We start from the raw sequence: 16,538 nt of genomic DNA on the forward strand, positions 1-16,538 counted from the left end.
GCACTGCGGACGGGACGCCAGTGTCACACGAGTCCCCGTGGGGCGAAAGGGCGAACTCGGTGCGTGGCCGCGCGGTGACGCAGACGGACGGGAACCCCTGGTGCGGACGGGAACCCCTGGTGCGGACGGGAGCGTCTGGTACTGGCGGGAGTGTCCGGGCCCGGCGTCGCAGCGGGCCCGGTGGGTGGCGGCGGGGGCCTGTCCCGCTCCCGTCGGTCCGTGGGGGAGCGCGCCGACGGGGCTGCCGCGGGCCACGGCCGGGCGTGGGCCGGTGGCGGGTGTCATGAGGTCTCCCGGTCGTCGGTCAGGGCGGCGGGCCGGGCGGTGGGCGCGGTCAGGGCGGTCTCGATGCGGTCCACGGCGGTGAACGCCCCGTACGCGACGAGGTGCACCAGGCAGTGGTCGGTGTGCTCGGGCCGGCGCCACGCCGCGACGTCCGCGTCCGTGATCCGGTACGGAGCGAGCGCGGCCAGCAGTGCCAGCCGTGCGCCGGGCCGCTCCCGGCGGTCGGGGAACGGGTCCTGGGTGAGGGGCGGGTGGGACCCGTCCCAGTCACGCAGGGTGGCGCCTACCAGTGCCTGGTCGTCCGTGTCGAGGAGGCCGGCGCCCATCGTGGCGGTGCTGCTCAGCGCCGCGTACGCGGGACCGACCGGTGTGCCCGCCGCCCACGCCGGTCCCGGGCCGGGATCGTCGAGCAGGGGCAGCGCGGCGCCCGGCACGGCCGAGCGGCGCACGGCGCGGGACAGCGACCGGCCCGCGACGCTCCGCACCGGGCGCAGCCGCTGCGCGTCGGCCGGCAGGAGGTTCTCGGTCACCAGGGCGGACACGACGCGGTTGATGAAGTGGAAGGCCAGCGCGGTGCCGAGATAGCCGGGAGCCTCCTCGCGCGGGAACGGATACGGCTGCCGCGCGGCCCCCGGGACACGGGTGCGCCGCGCCCAGTCGAGCACGCGCGCGTGCTGCTCGTCGGCCGGCTCCTGGCCCCGGGCCAGCCGCTCGGCCAGGGCGTGGTCGCCGGTCGCGTGCAGCAGCATGGTGTGCGCGTCCACGCAGAACCGGCACTTGTTGGCCTGCGACACCCCGAAGGCGGCGACCTCCTTGCCGGTCCGGCTCCCGGGGCCGGCGATCAGGGACTCGCGCATCAGCGCCCAGGCCGGGGCGAGGAGTGCGGGGGCGGAGGAGAGGGCCACGAACGGGGCGGGCTCGGGGATGCCGAAGTCCTGTGCCGCCTGTGCGTAGACCTCGGCGACGCGGCCGGTGGCGGCCTTCGGCGGCAGCGGTTCGGTGTGACGGAAGTGTGTGGTCATGCACGGCAGCGTGCGCCGCCGGGGTGCCCGTGGTCGTCGTACGGCCGGATGCGGTGGGCGCTGCGCCGCCGAGGCCCGTCCGGACGGCCACTACTTCGCCGGGAGTAGTCCACAAGCCGTCCACAGGGCCGACGCGGCTGCCGGCGGGGCCGTCTATCGTGCCGGTATGAGTGGGCGTCGGATCGATCGCAGGTGGCTCGCCGACGTGATCCTCGCGGTCGTGGTCGGTGCGCTCGGCATGACCGTCGCCGCCTTCGACGACGACACCACGCTCCTCGACCAGGCGCTGATCGCCCTCGCCTCGGCGGCGCTGGCCTTTCACCGCGCCGCCCCGCGCGCCGTGCTGGCCGTCGCCACCGTGCTCGGCACCGCGTACGTCGTGCACGCCCACCCGGGGCCGCTCTCCGCGCTGCCCGTCCTGGGCGCCGTGCACACCGCGGCCCGGGTCGGCCACCGGGGCGTCGCGGCGGCCGGTGCCGCGGTGTTCCTGGCCGGGTACGTGGCGACAGGACCCGGGACGCAGCACGTGGCCGAACGGGCCGGGCTGCTCGTCGGCTGGTTCCTGTGCGCGGTGGTGACCGGGCTCGCCGACCGGAACTGGCAGGCGTATCTGCGCCAGACCGAGCAGCGTGCCCTGGAGGCGGAGCGCACCCGGGAGGAGGCGGCCCTGCGCCGCGCCGGTGAGGAACGCCTGCGCATCGCCCGGGAGTTGCACGACTCGCTCACCCACAGCATCTCCATCGTCAAGCTGCAGGCCGGCGTCGCCGTCCATCTGGCCCGCAAACGCGGCGAGGAGGTACCGCCTGCCCTGCTCGCCATCCAGGAGGCCAGTGGCGAGGCGATGCGCGAGTTGCGCTCCGCCCTCCAGGTGCTGCGCGCCGACGAACCGACCGGCTCCCCGGCCCTGCTCGTGGAGCGGGCCCGCGCGGCCGGGCTGGCCGTCGACCTGACGGTCACCGGCGACGAGCGCCCGCTGCCGCAGGCCGTCGACCGGGCCGCCTACCGCATCGTCCAGGAGGCGCTCACCAACGCGGCACGGCACGCGGGACCGGCGAAGGTGACCGTCCGGATCGACTACGGCAGGGGAAGCGAGGGGGAGTTGACGATAGACGTGGACGACGACGGAGCCGCCGACCCGGTCCGCCCACCGGTGCCGGGCACCGGCCTGACCGGCATGCGCGAACGCGTGACGGCTCTGGGCGGCACCCTGGGCGCGGCCCCGCGGTCCGAGGGCGGCTTCTCGGTGCGGGCCCGGCTGCCGCTGGGGGAGACGGCATGAGCGAGGTCCTGCGGGTGGCACTCGTCGACGACCAGGCGCTGATGCGCGCCGGCTTCCGCGCCCTGCTCGACGCCGAAGACGGCATCGAGGTGGTCGGCGAGGCCGCCGACGGGGAGCAGGGCGTGGCACTGGTGCGGGCGCGGATACCAGACGTGGCACTGGTCGATGTGCAGATGCCCGTGATGTCGGGTATCGAGGCGACCCGCCGCATCGTCGCCGACCCGGACCTCGCCGCCGTCCGCGTGGTCATCCTCACCAACTACGGACTGGACGAGTACGTCTTCGAGGCCCTGCGGGCGGGCGCGAGCGGCTTCCTCCTGAAGGACACCGAGCCGGCCGACCTGCTCCAGGCCATCGAGGTGGTGGCACGCGGTGAGGCCCTGCTCTCCCCGTCGGTCACCCGCACCCTGATCGGCGAGTTCGTCTCCCGCCCCCCGGACCGGTCCACCGCCCCCGGCCTGGACAGCCTCACCCGCCGCGAACGCGAGGTCACCGCGCTCGCCGCCCGCGGTCTGAGCAACGAGGAGATCGCCGCGCACATGGTGATCAGCCCGCTGACCGCCAAGACGCACATCAGCCGGGCCATGACCAAGCTGGGCGCCCGCGACCGGGCCCAACTCGTGGTGTTCGCCTACGAGTCGGGCCTGGTGGCGGCACGTCGGCGTTAGGGGACCCGCGCCGTCCACTCGGCGGAGCCGAACTTGCCGCGGGCCAGCTCCCGAGCCCGGGCCAGCTCCTCGTCGGTCACCTTCCCCCGGGCGAGCCCGTACCGGCCGCCGAACGACTCGATCATCCGCTCGATGACGGCCTCCCGCGCCAGCCCGGTCTGCCGGCGCAGCGGGTCCACCCGCTTCTTCGCGCTCTTGGTGCCCTTGTCCGACATCTTCTCCCGCCCGATGCGCAGCACGTCCAGCATCTTGTCGGCGTCGATGTCGTACGACATGGTCACGTGGTGCAGCACGGCGCCGGGACCGCCGCCCGGCCCCACGACGCGCTTCTGGGCGGCGCCCGCGATCTTGCCCTGGTCGGTGGCGATGTCGTTGAGCGGCTGGTACCAGGCACGGACACCCATCTCGCCGAGCGCGCCGAGCACCCAGTCGTCGAGGTAGGCGTAGCTGTCCTGGAAGGAGAGCCCCTGCACCAGCGCCTCCGGCACGGACAGCGAGTAGGTGATCGTGTTGCCGGGTTCGACGAACATGGCGCCGCCGCCGGAGATCCGGCGCACCACCTCGATGCCGTGGCGCGCGGCCCTCTCGGCGTCCACCTCGTTGCGCAGCGACTGGAAGCTGCCGATGATCACCGCCGGGGCGCCCCACTCCCACACCCGCAGCGTCGGCGGACGCCGGCCCGCGGCGACCTCCGCCGTCAGCACCTCGTCCAGCGCCATGTGCAGGCCCGGCGGCTGCGGATCCTCGTGGATCAGCTGCCAGTCGTAGTCCGTCCAGTCCGTGGCGTGGGCGAGGGCCCGGCGGACGGCGATGGCGACGCCCTCCGAGGTCAGCCCGTACATCACGGTCCCCTCGGGCAGCGCCGCGTCGATCCGCGCGGCGAGCCCCGCCGCGTCGGTGTCCGCCGGGGCGCCCTCCAGCGCGCGGTTCACGGCGTCCAGCGCCTCGTCCGGTTCCAGGAAGAAGTCGCCCGCCACGCGCACGTGCCGCAGCACACCGTCCTCGGACCCCACGTCCACGACGACCAGCTTGCCGCCGGGGATCTTGTACTCACCGTGCACCGATCCGCCTCCGTTTCCGCACGTCGCAAGGAACACCGGGGTACGTCGGGGTGTTCCCGCGGTCCGGATCCGCCGGGGGCCGGTCCGCTCCGGGACCGGCAGCGGTGAAGGCGTCTCGGGCGCCCGCGACAGGCTCCCTGCGGATCATTGCCGTGTCTCGGCAATGTGAGACGTGAGAGAGTGTCCGGCTCGGAGTAACGCGGCCGTCCTCCCCCGATGGCAGGATGCGACCGCTGTCGGACGAGGAAGACACTGGAGCGGGACGGGATGCGCATGTGGCGTGGAACCCCGGCCGCCGTCGAGCCGCATGTGATGGCCCACCTGCGTTCGACGGTATGGGGCCCGGCGGAGTACCTGGGGCTGCCGCCTTGGTGGCTGGTCGGTGAGGGACTTCTCGTCGGAACGGTCGGCACCGCGGCGATCGTCGGCGTGACCCTGCTCGGTGCCTGGACCGGCAGCCCCGCGCTGGCGGACGGCGAGGCCGGCCTGGTCTGCGCGGTCGTGCTCGTCGGCCATCTGCTGTTCGTGCGGGCCGGGCGGGCGCTGGTGGGCACCGTCGGGGTGCTCGCGGTGTGTCTCGCGCTCCAGGCACCGTCGGCCGCGGCCGGGGTGGTCCTCGCGGAACAGGGCCGGACGCGGTCCGTGGTCGTGACGTCGGTGCAGGGCGGCACAAGCCCTGCCGGCGGACGGGCCCGCTACCTCTGCTCGGTGGCGGACCCCGCCGGTGCGGCTCTCGCGGTGCCCATCCGGCGCGGCTGCGGCCGGGCCACCCGGCCCGGCGACACCCTGCCCGTGGTCTACGACCCGCGGGGCCGCGTCCCTCCCCGTGGCGCCGTGACGGAGTCGGACGCGGGCAGGGCACTGTGCGGTCTGGCCGGCTGGGCCGCGGCCCTGGTCGCCGTGAGCGTGGTCGCCGTGGTGCGCTCGTTCCGCCTGGCCGGGACCGGCGGAAACCATCTCGGCGGTGCACCGGACCGGCACTGAGCCCGACCGGCTCTCCCGACCGGGGTCACCCGCCGGAGCGGACGGGCCAGGGCGTGGTCGGCTGGAGCACCGCCTCGGCCAGAGCGCGGGAGCGCAGGCCGGTGATCTCCTGGTATTCGGGGTCGGCCACCATGCGGCTGAAGGCCGCACGGCTGGGATAGCGCACGACCAGCACCGCGTCCCACGCCTGCCCCTCCTCGGCGACCAAGGGGGTGCCGCCGTCGCCGGCGTAGAGCAGTTCGGCTCCGTGCCGTTTCAGGAAGCGGCCCGCCCGACGGGAGTACTCGTCGTAGGAGGCCCGGCCGCCGGGCGTGAAACGCAGCAGGTTGAGCATGACGACGGGGCCACCCGGATCCTCCTCCACCAGGCGCGCGAGATCGGCTCCTGAGGGGTCGACGGCCATGCGGCTCTCCTTCCGGTCGTGAGACGGCGCAGCGCGGCCGGCCTCGGCGAGGCGCGGCGGCAGAAGCCTAGGCGGAACGGCCCCGTTTGCATACCGTCCGGTTGGTCTGCCCTCCGCGCTGTGCGTCGCCCGGCCGGTCGGCGGCGAGGCGTCGTAAGGGTTCCGTCATCTTTCCCGGCCCCCACGCGTGCCGCCCGTCGCGTTGAATGGGGAGCCGGAAGAAGACGCTCGGAAGGTGAGGCGGACATGACGCGAAGGCGAAGGACGGCAGGCAGGTCGCTGGTCATCGGGGTACTGGTGCTGTCCGTCGTCGGCGCCGGCTTCGGGCTGTACTGGTTCCAGCCGTGGAAGCTGTGGCAGGACGAGACCGTGGACGAGGCACTGCCCGGTGTCGTGGCGACATCACCCCCACCCGCCGCCGCGCCCGCCGCCGAGTCGCCCACCCGGGACGCCGGGCCGAGGACGGTGGCCGGCGGCGAGCTCATCAGCCACGAGCACGCCACCTCCGGCACGGCCGAGCTGGTACGGCTCGCCGACGGCTCCCACGTCGTACGGCTGGAGAACCTCGACACCAGCAATGGCCCGGACCTGCACGTGTGGCTGACCGACGCACCGGTGAAGGAGGGAAAGGCGGGATGGGGCGTCTTCGACGACGGTGAGTACGTCAGCCTCGGCAAGCTCAAGGGCAACAAGGGCAGCCAGAACTACACCGTGCCCGACGGTATCGATCCGTCCCGCTACACCAGCGTGAGCATCTGGTGCGACCGCTTCGACGTCTCCTTCGGCGCGGCGGAACTCGCCCGCGCCTGACGCGCCCTCACCGGGTACGTCGCCTCAACGTGTACGTCGCGTACGACCCCTCGGGGCCTGAGGGTGACACTCCTGTTCGCAGGCGGGGTGGGCCGGGTAGCCTCGGCCGCTCCGGCCGGTTCAGGGGCGTTCACAGCGAGGTGAAAGATGCAGTCCACCACCCGACCCACCCTCCAGGGCACCTTCGGCATGGTGTCCTCCACCCACTGGCTGGCCTCTCAGTCGGCCATGGCGGTGCTCGAGGACGGGGGCAACGCGTACGACGCCGCCGTGGCCGGTGCCTTCGTGCTGCACGTCGTCGAGCCGCACCTCAACGGTCCCGCCGGTGAGGTGCCGATCCTGCTCGCCCCCGCGGGCGGCGAGGTGCGGGTGCTGTGCGGACAGGGGGTCGCGCCGGCCGGGGCGACGGTCGCGCACTACAAGGGGCTCGGTCTGGACCTCGCCCCCGGCACCGGACCGCTCGCCGCGGCCGTGCCGGGTGCCTTCGACGCCTGGCTCCTCCTGCTGCGCGACCACGGCACCAAACCGCCGGCCGACGTGCTGAAGTACGCCATCGGCTACGCCGAGCACGGGCACCCGCCCGTGGAGCGCTTCACGGAGACCGTCGAGACCGTGCGGGAGCTGTTCGAGACGGAGTGGAAGTCCTCGGCCGAGGTCTATCTCCCCGACGGACGCCCGCCGCGCCCCGGCGAGCTGTTCCGCAACCCCGCCCTCGCCGCCACCTGGAAGCGGCTGCTCGCCGAGACCGCCGGTGCGGGGGACCGGGAGGCGCAGATCGACGCGGCCCGGGGGGTCTGGCGCACCGGGTTCGTCGCCGAGGCACTCGTCCGGCAGGCCGGGCGTCCCACCATGGACACCAGCGGTGAGCGCCACACCGGCACGCTGACCGCCGCCGACCTCGCCGACTGGTCCGCGACGTACGAGGCCCCGGTGACGTACGACTGGAACGGCTGGACCGTGTGCAAGGCCGGCCCCTGGAGTCAGGGCCCGGTCCTGCTCCAGCAGTTGGCGCTGCTCCCGCCCGAGCTGCCGGCCCACGGCTCCGCCGACTACGTCCACCTGCTGGTCGAGGGCTGCAAACTCGCCATGGCCGACCGGGAGGCCTGGTACGGGGACGCCGACGGCGCGGACCGGGTGCCGCTCGACGAACTGCTGTCCCCGGAGTACAACGCGGCCCGGCGGGCCCTCGTCGGCGACAAGGCGTCCTTCGAGCTGCGGCCCGGCAGTCCGGGCGGGCGCAGCCCGCGGCTCAGCGCCCACGCGCGCGTGGCGGCCGTGGAGGGAGAGGGCTTCGACGCCCTGGGGGCCGGTGAGCCGACGGTCGCCAAGAGCCCGGCCTCCCCGGTGCCGGGCGAACCGGACGTCGCCGCCGACGGAGGCACCCGCGGCGACACCTGCCACCTCGACATCGTGGACCGCTGGGGCAACATGGTCTCGGCCACGCCCAGCGGCGGCTGGCTCCAGTCCAACCCCGTCGTGCCCGAACTGGGTTTCCCGCTCGGCACCCGGCTCCAGATGGCCTGGCTGGAAGAGGGCCTGCCCAGCTCGCTCACGCCGGGCCGCCGGCCGCGCACCACGCTCACCCCCTCCATCGCCCTGCGCGACGGGGCGCCGGTCATGGCGTTCGGGACACCCGGCGGCGACCAGCAGGACCAGTGGCAGCTGCACTTCCTGCTGGCGGTCGCGCTGCGCGCCCCGGTGCGCGGCGGCCTCGACCTCCAGGGCGCGATCGACGCGCCGAACTGGCACAACGACAGTTTCCCCGGGTCGTTCTTCCCGCGCGGTATGCGGCCCGGGAGCGTCACCGTGGAGTCCCGCATGCCGGCGGAGGTCGTCGAGGAGCTGCGGCGCCGCGGGCACGACGTGACGGTCGGCGAGGCCTGGTCGGAGGGGCGGCTGTGCGCCGTCGCCCGGAATCCGGAGACGGGGGTGCTGTCGGCGGCGGCGAACCCGCGCGGAATGCAGGGCTACGCGGTCGGCCGCTGACCTCCGGGCCTCCCGCTCGCGGACCCCGGCATCGCATGGCCGCGGGCCCCGGCCCTGCCGCTCGTGGCCCCCGGCCCCTCCCGCTCGTGGCTCCGGCGCCTCCTGGCCGTGGGGCCCACCTCATGTTCGTGCCGATTCCATCCGGAGTACACCACCCGGGTGGGGATTGTCAGTGGGGCGTGCTCTCATGGAGTCGTGATCGAGAACAACGAAACCATCGACGAGTTTCTCGCCCGGCACGCCGACGAGGTGGAGGAGGCCGTCCGCAAGGCGGCGGCCCAGGAGATCATGCCGCGCTGGCGCCGGCTCGCGGCACACGAGGTCGACGAGAAGGCCGGCCCGCACGACCTGGTGACGGACGCCGACCGCAAGGCCGAGCTGTACCTCACCGAGGTCCTGGCCGCCCTGCTGCCCGGCTCGGTCGTGGTCGGCGAGGAGGCGGTGCACGCCAACCCCGCGTCGTACGAGGCGATACGCGGCGATGCACCGGTCTGGATCGTCGACCCCGTCGACGGGACGCGCCAGTTCGTGCACGGCGACCCGGGCTTCTGCACGCTGGTCGCGCTCGCCCACCACGGATTCGTGTACGCCTCCTGGACCTACGCCCCCGCCGACGACCGGCTCGCCACGGCCGTACGCGGCCGGGGCGCCTTCCTGGACGGTGAGCGGCTGTACGCCGGCCCGCCCGAGCCCGGCCGCGACCTGCGGGTCGCCACCTCCCACCCGGACTACACCACGGACGAGCAGAAGCGCGCCCTGCGCACCCTGCGCACTCCGGGCGTGGCGCCCCGCGCCTGCGGCTCGGCAGGTCTGGAGTACCTCGCCGTCGCGCGCGGCGAGTCGGACGCCACGGCCTTCTCGTGGGAGGCCGCCTGGGACCACGCCGCGGGGCTCCTCCTGGTCGAGGAGGCGGGCGGCACCCACCTGACCCGCACGGGCGAGCCCTTCCGCATCACGGGCGGCAACGACCTGCCGTTCACCGCGGCCCGCGACGCGGCCACGGCCCGCCAGGTGGTGGCACTGCTGTCGGACGAAGCCTGATCTCCGGGCCGGCGGAGTCCGGCCCGACCGCGGGCCGTCGGCGCCCGGGCATATCCTGGCTCCGAGTGGCCATCGGCTGACGAAGGGGTCCGGAGGTGCCGTCGATGCTCGATGCGGTCGTAGTGGGTGCGGGGCCGAACGGACTGACCGCTGCCGTGGAGCTGGCCCGCCGCGGCTTCTCGGTCGCCGTGTTCGAGGCGCGGGGCACCGTGGGCGGCGGGGCCCGGACGGAGGAGCTGACCCTGCCGGGCTTCCGGCACGACCCGTGCTCCGCCGCGCACCCGCTCGGAATCAACTCGCCGGCGTTCCGCGCCCTCCCGCTGGAGCGGTACGGACTGCAGTGGCTGCACGCGGGGCTGCCCATGGCGCATCCGTTCCCGGACGGCTCGGCCGCCGTGCTGTCCCGGTCGGTCGGCGAGACGGCCGCCTCCTTCGGAGCGCGCGACGCGGGCGCCTACCGCAGGCTGGTCGAGCGCTTCCTGCCCAGGTGGGACACCCTGGCCCGCGACTTCATGTCGCTGCCGCTGACCGCGCTGCCCCGCGACCCGGTCACCCTCGCCCGGTTCGGCCTGGTCGGTCTGCCCCCGTCGACGTGGCTGATGCGCCGCTTCCGGGACGACAAGGCCAAGAGCCTCTTCGCGGGGCTCGTCGCGCACGTCATGGCCCCGCTCGGCGGCTTCGCCACCGGCGCCATAGGCCTGGTCTTCGCCCTCGCCGCGCACGCCCGCGGCTGGCCCGTGGCCCGTGGCGGTTCGCAGGCCATCTCGGACGCCCTCGCCGCCTACCTCGAGGATCTCGGCGGCATCGTCCACACCGACTACGAGGTGAAGCGCCTCGACGATCTGCCACCCGCCCGCGCCTACGTCTTCGACACCTCGCCCACGGCCCTGGCGCGCATCGCCGGCCTGGGGAACCACTACGCGGACTACCGGTACGGCCCCGGCGTCTTCAAGATCGATTACGCGCTGGACGGGCCCGTCCCGTGGACCGCCGAGGAGCCGCGCACCGCGGGCACCGTGCAGATCGGCGCCGGCAGCGCGGAGATCGGCGCCGCGTTGAACGCCGCCTCCCGCGAGGGCCGGGCACCCGACGCGCCGTTCCTCATCACCACGCAGCCCAGCGTCGTCGACCCCACCCGCGCCCCCGAGGGCAAGCAGGTCTTCTGGGCTTACGGACACGTCCCCAACGGCTGGACCGGCGACCTCACCGACGCCATAGAACGTCAACTGGAGCGCTTCGCCCCCGGCTTCCGCGACCGCGTCCTCGCCCGTGCCACCGCCGGCCCGCCCGAACTCGCCGTCCGCAACGCCAACTACGTCGGCGGAGACATCGCCTCCGGCGCGGTCTCCGGCCTCCAGCTCCTGCTGCGCCCCAAGCTGTCCCTGTTCCCGTACGCCACCCCGCACCCGGCCGTCTTCATCTGCTCGTCGGCCACCCCGCCGGGCCCCGGAGTGCACGGCATGTCGGGGCACAACGCGGCGAAGGCCGTCTGGCGCAGGCTGCGGCAGACGTGAACCCCGAACAGCGATGACCGGGAAACGCCCATGACCACCATCACCCTCGTCCGGGGCGACATCACCCGCGAGAGCGCCGACGCGATCGTCAACGCGGCCAACTCCTCCCTGCTCGGCGGAGGCGGGGTCGACGGCGCCATCCACCGGCGCGGCGGCCCCGCGATCCTGGAGGAGTGCCGCGAGCTCCGCGCGGGGCACCTCGGCAAGGGCCTGGCCACCGGCCTGGCCGTCGCCACCACCGCCGGTGCCCTGGAGGCGCGCTGGGTGATCCACACGGTGGGCCCGGTGCACAGCACGACCGAGGACCGATCCGAACTCCTCGCCTCCTGCTACCGCGAGTCCCTCCGGGTCGCCGACGAGCTGGGCGCCCGCACGGTCGCCTTCCCGGCGATCTCCACCGGTGTCTACCGCTGGCCGATGGACGACGCGGCCCGTATCGCCGTGACGGCCGTACGGGAGGCGGACACCGGAGTCGAGGAGGTCAGGTTCGTGCTCTTCGACGACCGGGCCCACGCGGCGTTCGCCGCGCGGCTCGGCTGACCGTCGGGTGCCTACTCCGGCAGGTGTGCCTCCGGCGCGTCCGGGCGGTGGTCGGGCAGAGCGGACCGGTCGGCCGCCTCGCGGTGCATGCGCAGGAACTCCAGATGCCGCTCGTACTGGTCGAGGCTGTCGCCGATGAGCTGTTCCTTGGTGTACCCCATCACGTCGTAGCCCTGGTTGCCCTCGGCGAGCCGGACCTCGAAGCGCACGTAGGTGTCGTGGGTGGTGACCGACCTGGTCGCGAAGCCCGGGGTCGGCTTCTCGACGGGCCAGACCTCGTACACGAACGTGTCGTTCGCACCGATCGGAACGCTGAGTCCGACGTGCGCGAGCCCGTTCTCCTCGTTGACCCCTTCCAGGAGTTCCGCCTCCGCTCCCTGCTCCCGCAGCGCCTGGCCGACCTCCTGGAAGGCGGGGCGGCACACGTCCTCGACGAACCTGGCGGCCGCCCGCCTGCCCGGGAACGCCATCGCCCGCGCCAGCCGCTGCCGCCAGTTCCGTGCTCCCGTGGGGCCCTGCTGCGTCGTACGTCCGGACAGCGACGCCGGCAGCGTGGTGGCCAGCGCTTCCTCCCGCATGTACTCGGTACGCAGCGCCAGATAGAGCCCCACCATGATCAGGAACATCACGAAGGAGAAGGGCAGGCCCATGATGATGGTGGCGTCGGTGAGTGCCTGCACGCCGCCCACGATGAGCATGGCGAGCGTGAGCAGCCCTGTCGTCAGAGCCCAGAAGATGCGCAGCCACGGGGCCGCGTCGGTCACCGGGGTGGGCAGATGGGAGCTGAGGTTGCCCATGACCAGGGCTCCGGAGTCGGCCGAGGTGACGTAGAGCAGGAGCCCGACGAACGTGGCGAGTCCGGCGCTGAACAGTGCGCCCGGGTACTGCTCCAGCAGACCGTAGAAGCCCTGCTCGGGGACGTTCATCGCGGTCTGGCCGAACTCGGAGTTGCCGTCGCGGACCACGAACAGCGCACTGTTGCCGAAGACGGCCAGGAAGAGACCGGTGAAGATGAACGGGATGACCAGCGTCGCCGCGACGAACTGGCGCAGGGTGCGGCCGCGGGAGATCCGGGCCAGGAACAGCCCGACGAACGGCGCCCAGGCGATCCACCAGGCCCAGAAGAACAGCGTCCACGCGTCCAGCCATTCGGTGGGCTGGTCGTAGGCGAAGGTGTTCAGAGTCATCGAGGGGAAGCGGCTGACGTAGTCGCCGACGTTCTGGACGAGGGAGTTGAGCAGCCGGAACGGTTCGCCCACGACCAGGATGAAGAGCATCAGCAGCACGGCGAGCAGGACGTTGAGCTGGGACAGCCGGCGGATGCCCTTGTCCACACCGGCCACCGCGGACACCGTGGCCATCACCACCGCCACGGCGATCAGGCCGATCTGGGCGGGGAGCCCTTCCGGTACGTCGAAGAGCACCCTCAGCCCGTAGTTCAGCTGCACCACACCGATGCCGAGCGACACGGAGATGCCGAACACGGTGCCGATGATGGCCGCCAGGTCGACGGCGTCACCGATCCGCCCGTGGATCCGGCGCCCGATGATCGGGTAGAGCGCGGAACGGATCGCGAGCGGCAGCCGGTAGCGGAAGGCGAAGAAGCCGAGCGCCATACCCATCAGCGCGTACATGGCCCAGCCGGTGATGCCGTAGTGGAAGAGCGTCCACACCACGGCCTGCCGGGCCGCCTCCACCGTCTCCGGGTCGCCCTCCGGCGGCGCGAGGTAGTGGCTGACGGGACCGGAGACGGAGAAGAACATCAGATCGATGCCGATGCCCGCCGCGAACAGCATCGCCGCCCACGCGAAGAGCCCGTAGTCGGGCTTGTAGTGCTTGGGGCCCAGCTTGATCGTGCCGTACTTGGACACGCCGATGAAGACGACGAATCCCAGGTAGACGGTCGCGGCGAGGAAGTAGTACCAGCCGAACCAGGACGAGATCCTGTCGACCGCCACCCCGATGGCGGATTCGGCACCGGAGGGGGTGACGATCGCCCAGATCGAGATCGCCAGGATCAGCGCGGCCGACCCGAAGAAGACCGCGAGTTTCAGCGTGCCCGCACCTGTCGGTCCGGTGTCCGTCGACGCCCCTTCCGGTTCCGCTCCGGTGCTTTCGTCTCCTGCGGTCGACACGGCCGTTTCCTCCCGGTCGGGGCGCATAGGTGCTGGGACTCAGGTGCTAAGGCAGTGTGCTGCCGATCACACGCTTCGTCCAGTACCGGCCGGTCGTGTCGGCGCCGCCCGCCGATGCTGAACCGGCGGGCGGGCACGCCCCGACTACCTGGCTTGACGCTTCTATTGCGACTGATGTGCAATAACCCCGCACCAATAACAAGCGTGGGGGAGACATGACGACCCGTCGGATACGAAGTGCCGCCACCGCGGCGGCGTTTGCCGCCGGCGTCACCGCCTGCTCCGCACCCGGGGACGGAACGGGTGGCGGCGATGCCCAGGCGGCCGAGTCCGTCGTGATCGGGGTGGCGTCCGAACCGGACACCCTCAGCCCGCTGCTCGGCTACGGCAAGGACGGAAACTCCAAGATCTTCGACGGGCTGCTCGCCCGCGACACCGACCTGAAGCTGAAGCCGGCCCTGGCGACCGCCCTGCCGAAGGTCGCCGACGGCGGCCGGACGTACACGTACACCCTGCGCGACGGCGTGAGGTTCAGCGACGGTGAGCCGCTGACGGCCGAGGACGTGGTCTACACGTACCGCACCGTCCTCGACGCCGAGACGAACAACACCGCCCGCAGCGAGCTGGACGCCGTCGAGGACGTCCGGGCGAAGGGCGACGACACCGTCGTCTTCACCCTCAAGTACCCGTACGCGCCGTTCGCCGCCCGCACGGTGCTGCCCATCGTCCCCGAGCACGTCGCGGGCGGGCAGGACCCCAACACCGGCGACTTCAACACCAAGCCCGTCGGCACCGGCCCGTACGTCCTCGCCGACTGGAGCAAGGGCGAGAAGCTCACCTTCAAGGCCAACCCGCACTACTGGGGCGGCAAGCCCGCGGTGACGTCGTTCACCATGGCGGTCATCGCCGACGACAACGTCCGCGCCACCCGGCTGCGCTCCGGCGACCTCGACGGCGCCGTCCTGCCGCCCAACCTCGCCGCCACCTTCGAGAAGGACGGCGGCAGGCGCACGTACCAGGCACGGTCCTACGACTTCCGGGCCGTCACTCTGCCCACCTCCGGCAAGGTCACCGGCGACCGCGCGATCCGACGGGCCCTGGACGCCGCCGTCGACCGCCAGGCCATGGTCGACAAGATCCTCGACGGCGCGGGCCGGCCGGCGTACGGGCCGCTGCCCGTCGACGACCCTTGGTACGAGCGCGGCATCGAGCGCCCGCACGACCTCGCCGAGGCCGGGCGCATCCTGGACGAGGCGGGCTGGAAGCCCGGCTCCGGCGGCATCCGCGCCAAGGACGGGCAGCGCGCCTCCTTCACCCTGTACTACCCCTCGGGCGACAAGGTCCGCCAGGACCACGCGCTCGCCTACGCCTCCGACGCCAAGAAGGCCGGCATCGAGGTGAAGGTGGAGGGCGCCACCTGGGAGGTCATCGAGCCGCGGATGAAGAGCGACGCGGTCTTGGCGGGCTTCGGCAGCGTCGGCGACCCGGACTTCGGCCTCTACACCCTGCTGCACTCCTCGCTCGCCGGCGACGGCTTCAACAACATGGCCCACTACGACAACCCGGTGGTGGACGAGGCACTCGACGCGGGCCGCCGCAGCCAGGACCCGAAGGTGCGCGGCGCCGCCTACGCGAAGATCCAGAAGGCGCTCGTGGAGAACCCGGGCTACACCTTCCTCACCCACATCGACCACCTGTACGTCCTCGCCGACCGCTGGGACGGACTGACCACGCAGCTGGAGCCGCACGAGCACGGCTTCGCCAGCGGGCCCTGGTGGAACATCGAGGACTGGCAGCCGAAGAAGTGACCCGAACCCCTCGGAGACTGCCCTGGGGAGCGATGGCACGGCTGGTGGGGCGGCGGGCGCTGTTCGCCGTCCCCGTGGTCCTCGTCGTCACCTTCGGCGTCTTCGCCATCGCCGCCGCCTCCCCCTTCGACCCCGTCAAGGCGTACGCCGGCACCGCCGCGCTCGGCGCCGACCAGGAGACCCTGGACCGGCTGCGGGACAACCTCGGTGTGGACCGGTCGTTCGTCGCCCGCTGGTGGGACTGGCTGACCTCCGCGCTCACCGGCGACCTCGGGCACTCCGGGGTGATGCGCCAGCCGGTGGCGCAGGTCATCGGCGAGCGCCTGGTGTGGTCCGCGCTGCTGTGCGCCGTCGCCTTCGCCGTCGCCGTACTGGCCGGCACGCTCCTCGGCGTGCTGGCCGCCCGCCGTCCCGGCTCGATGCTCGACCGGGCGGTCACCTCGCTCGCCTACACCCTGGAGGCGGCACCGGTCTTCTGGATCGCGCTCCTCGCCGTGTGGCTGTTCGCCCTCCAGTGGGACGTCCTGCCGGCCGGCGGACTGACGGACACCGCCAGCGAACGGGTGACCCCCGGACAGGTCGCGAGCCACATCGTGCTGCCCGCCGGCGTACTCGCCGTCTCCCAGCTGCCCTGGTTCACCCTCTACGTCCGCCAGGGCGTCGGCGACGCCCTCGCGGAGGACCCGGTGCGCGGCGCGCGGGCCCGGGGCGTCGGCGAGGGCACCGTCCTGCTCGGGCACGCACTGCGCTCGGGTCTGCTGCCCGTGCTCACCCTGATCGGCTCCCGCGTGCCCGAACTCATCACCGGTGCGCTGCTGGTGGAGAGCGTCTTCAGCTGGCCGGGCATCGCCGCGGCCACCGTCGAGGCGGCCACCGCCGTCGACTTCCCGCTGCTGGCCGCCCTGACCGTCCTCGCCACCACCGCCGTACTCGCCGGCAACCTGCTCGCGGACCTGCTCTACGGACTGTTCGACCCGAGGGTGAAGCTGGGTGAGATGTGAT

14 protein-coding genes are annotated in these 16,538 nt (G+C 73.0%); 10 read left to right on the forward strand and 4 right to left on the reverse strand.

The genetic code is table 11. The features are described 5' to 3' along the window. Positions 1-281 precede the first annotated feature (281 nt). Positions 282-1,307 (reverse strand): carboxymuconolactone decarboxylase family protein, encoded by a 1,026-nt coding sequence (locus tag ACZ4V1_RS25735; RefSeq protein WP_468340050.1) that lies wholly within the window; start codon positions 1,305-1,307, stop codon positions 282-284. A 166-nt stretch (positions 1,308-1,473) separates the two neighbouring features. On the opposite strand from ACZ4V1_RS25735, the gene ACZ4V1_RS25740 reads away from it, so the two are divergent. Then, the gene (locus ACZ4V1_RS25740) at positions 1,474-2,586 is read left to right on the forward strand and encodes a sensor histidine kinase (RefSeq protein ID WP_468340052.1); all 1,113 of its coding nucleotides are present in this window, start codon (positions 1,474-1,476) and stop codon (positions 2,584-2,586) included. Next, entirely contained in the window at positions 2,583-3,254 is a 672-nt protein-coding gene (locus ACZ4V1_RS25745) for a response regulator (protein ID WP_468340054.1), read from the forward strand. The genes ACZ4V1_RS25740 and ACZ4V1_RS25745 overlap by 4 nt, the downstream gene beginning before the upstream one ends. Here the strand turns inward: ACZ4V1_RS25745 and ACZ4V1_RS25750 are convergent. Continuing rightward, positions 3,251-4,315, reverse strand: coding sequence for a lipoate--protein ligase family protein (locus tag ACZ4V1_RS25750; RefSeq protein WP_468340056.1), 1,065 nt, complete (start codon positions 4,313-4,315; stop codon positions 3,251-3,253). The genes ACZ4V1_RS25745 and ACZ4V1_RS25750 overlap by 4 nt on opposite strands. A gap of 273 nt (positions 4,316-4,588) precedes the next feature. On the opposite strand from ACZ4V1_RS25750, the gene ACZ4V1_RS25755 reads away from it, so the two are divergent. Further along, the gene (locus ACZ4V1_RS25755; RefSeq protein WP_468340058.1) at positions 4,589-5,299 is read left to right on the forward strand and encodes a hypothetical protein; all 711 of its coding nucleotides are present in this window, start codon (positions 4,589-4,591) and stop codon (positions 5,297-5,299) included. Between the two features lie 25 nt (positions 5,300-5,324). Here ACZ4V1_RS25755 and ACZ4V1_RS25760 read toward each other — a convergent pair whose 3' ends face one another. Then, positions 5,325-5,702, reverse strand: a complete 378-nt coding sequence (locus ACZ4V1_RS25760; RefSeq protein WP_468340060.1) for a DUF1330 domain-containing protein — start codon at positions 5,700-5,702, stop codon at positions 5,325-5,327. Positions 5,703-5,948: 246 nt separating this feature from the next. On the opposite strand from ACZ4V1_RS25760, the gene ACZ4V1_RS25765 reads away from it, so the two are divergent. The 5 genes from ACZ4V1_RS25765 (at position 5,949) to ACZ4V1_RS25785 (ending at position 11,593) form a co-directional block, all read left to right on the forward strand. Then, a complete protein-coding gene (locus ACZ4V1_RS25765; protein ID WP_468340062.1) occupies positions 5,949-6,512 on the forward strand; it encodes a DM13 domain-containing protein in 564 nt (187 codons plus the stop codon). 147 nt (positions 6,513-6,659) lie between these two features. Further along, positions 6,660-8,498 (forward strand): gamma-glutamyltransferase family protein, encoded by a 1,839-nt coding sequence (locus ACZ4V1_RS25770; protein ID WP_468340064.1) that lies wholly within the window; start codon positions 6,660-6,662, stop codon positions 8,496-8,498. 195 nt (positions 8,499-8,693) lie between these two features. Then, positions 8,694-9,539, forward strand: coding sequence for an inositol monophosphatase family protein (locus ACZ4V1_RS25775; RefSeq protein ID WP_468340066.1), 846 nt, complete (start codon positions 8,694-8,696; stop codon positions 9,537-9,539). A gap of 104 nt (positions 9,540-9,643) precedes the next feature. Then, the gene (locus ACZ4V1_RS25780; protein ID WP_468340068.1) at positions 9,644-11,053 is read left to right on the forward strand and encodes a phytoene desaturase family protein; all 1,410 of its coding nucleotides are present in this window, start codon (positions 9,644-9,646) and stop codon (positions 11,051-11,053) included. Positions 11,054-11,083: 30 nt separating this feature from the next. Continuing rightward, the gene (locus ACZ4V1_RS25785) at positions 11,084-11,593 is read left to right on the forward strand and encodes an O-acetyl-ADP-ribose deacetylase (RefSeq protein WP_468340070.1); all 510 of its coding nucleotides are present in this window, start codon (positions 11,084-11,086) and stop codon (positions 11,591-11,593) included. 11 nt (positions 11,594-11,604) lie between these two features. Here ACZ4V1_RS25785 and betT read toward each other — a convergent pair whose 3' ends face one another. Beyond that, positions 11,605-13,728, reverse strand: a complete 2,124-nt coding sequence (gene betT / locus ACZ4V1_RS25790) for a choline BCCT transporter BetT (protein ID WP_468340072.1) — start codon at positions 13,726-13,728, stop codon at positions 11,605-11,607. Between the two features lie 215 nt (positions 13,729-13,943). Here betT and ACZ4V1_RS25795 point away from each other — a divergent pair, with 215 nt between their 5' ends. Further along, on the forward strand, positions 13,944-15,536 hold the full coding sequence (locus ACZ4V1_RS25795; RefSeq protein ID WP_468340074.1) for an ABC transporter substrate-binding protein: 1,593 nt from the start codon (positions 13,944-13,946) through the stop codon (positions 15,534-15,536). A gap of 32 nt (positions 15,537-15,568) precedes the next feature. After that, on the forward strand, positions 15,569-16,537 hold the full coding sequence (locus ACZ4V1_RS25800) for an ABC transporter permease (protein ID WP_468340076.1): 969 nt from the start codon (positions 15,569-15,571) through the stop codon (positions 16,535-16,537). The last annotated feature ends 1 nt before the right edge of the window (position 16,538 follow it).

The organism is Streptomyces sp. NPDC028991, from assembly GCF_055564775.1.

Bases quoted from the DNA above. Each gene is read 5' to 3' on its own strand.
- ACZ4V1_RS25765 (WP_468340062.1), top strand. From the start codon at position 5,949: ATGACGCGAAGGCGAAGGACGGCAGGCAGGTCGCTGGTCATCGGGGTA.
- ACZ4V1_RS25760 (WP_468340060.1), bottom strand. From the start codon at position 5,702: ATGGCCGTCGACCCCTCAGGAGCCGATCTCGCGCGCCTGGTGGAGGAG.
- ACZ4V1_RS25770 (WP_468340064.1), top strand. From the start codon at position 6,660: ATGCAGTCCACCACCCGACCCACCCTCCAGGGCACCTTCGGCATGGTG.
- ACZ4V1_RS25780 (WP_468340068.1), top strand. From the start codon at position 9,644: ATGCTCGATGCGGTCGTAGTGGGTGCGGGGCCGAACGGACTGACCGCT.
- ACZ4V1_RS25740 (WP_468340052.1), top strand. From the start codon at position 1,474: ATGAGTGGGCGTCGGATCGATCGCAGGTGGCTCGCCGACGTGATCCTC.
- ACZ4V1_RS25755 (WP_468340058.1), top strand. From the start codon at position 4,589: ATGTGGCGTGGAACCCCGGCCGCCGTCGAGCCGCATGTGATGGCCCAC.
- ACZ4V1_RS25800 (WP_468340076.1), top strand. From the start codon at position 15,569: ATGGCACGGCTGGTGGGGCGGCGGGCGCTGTTCGCCGTCCCCGTGGTC.
- ACZ4V1_RS25745 (WP_468340054.1), top strand. From the start codon at position 2,583: ATGAGCGAGGTCCTGCGGGTGGCACTCGTCGACGACCAGGCGCTGATG.
- ACZ4V1_RS25735 (WP_468340050.1), bottom strand. From the start codon at position 1,307: ATGACCACACACTTCCGTCACACCGAACCGCTGCCGCCGAAGGCCGCC.
- ACZ4V1_RS25785 (WP_468340070.1), top strand. From the start codon at position 11,084: ATGACCACCATCACCCTCGTCCGGGGCGACATCACCCGCGAGAGCGCC.
- ACZ4V1_RS25795 (WP_468340074.1), top strand. From the start codon at position 13,944: ATGACGACCCGTCGGATACGAAGTGCCGCCACCGCGGCGGCGTTTGCC.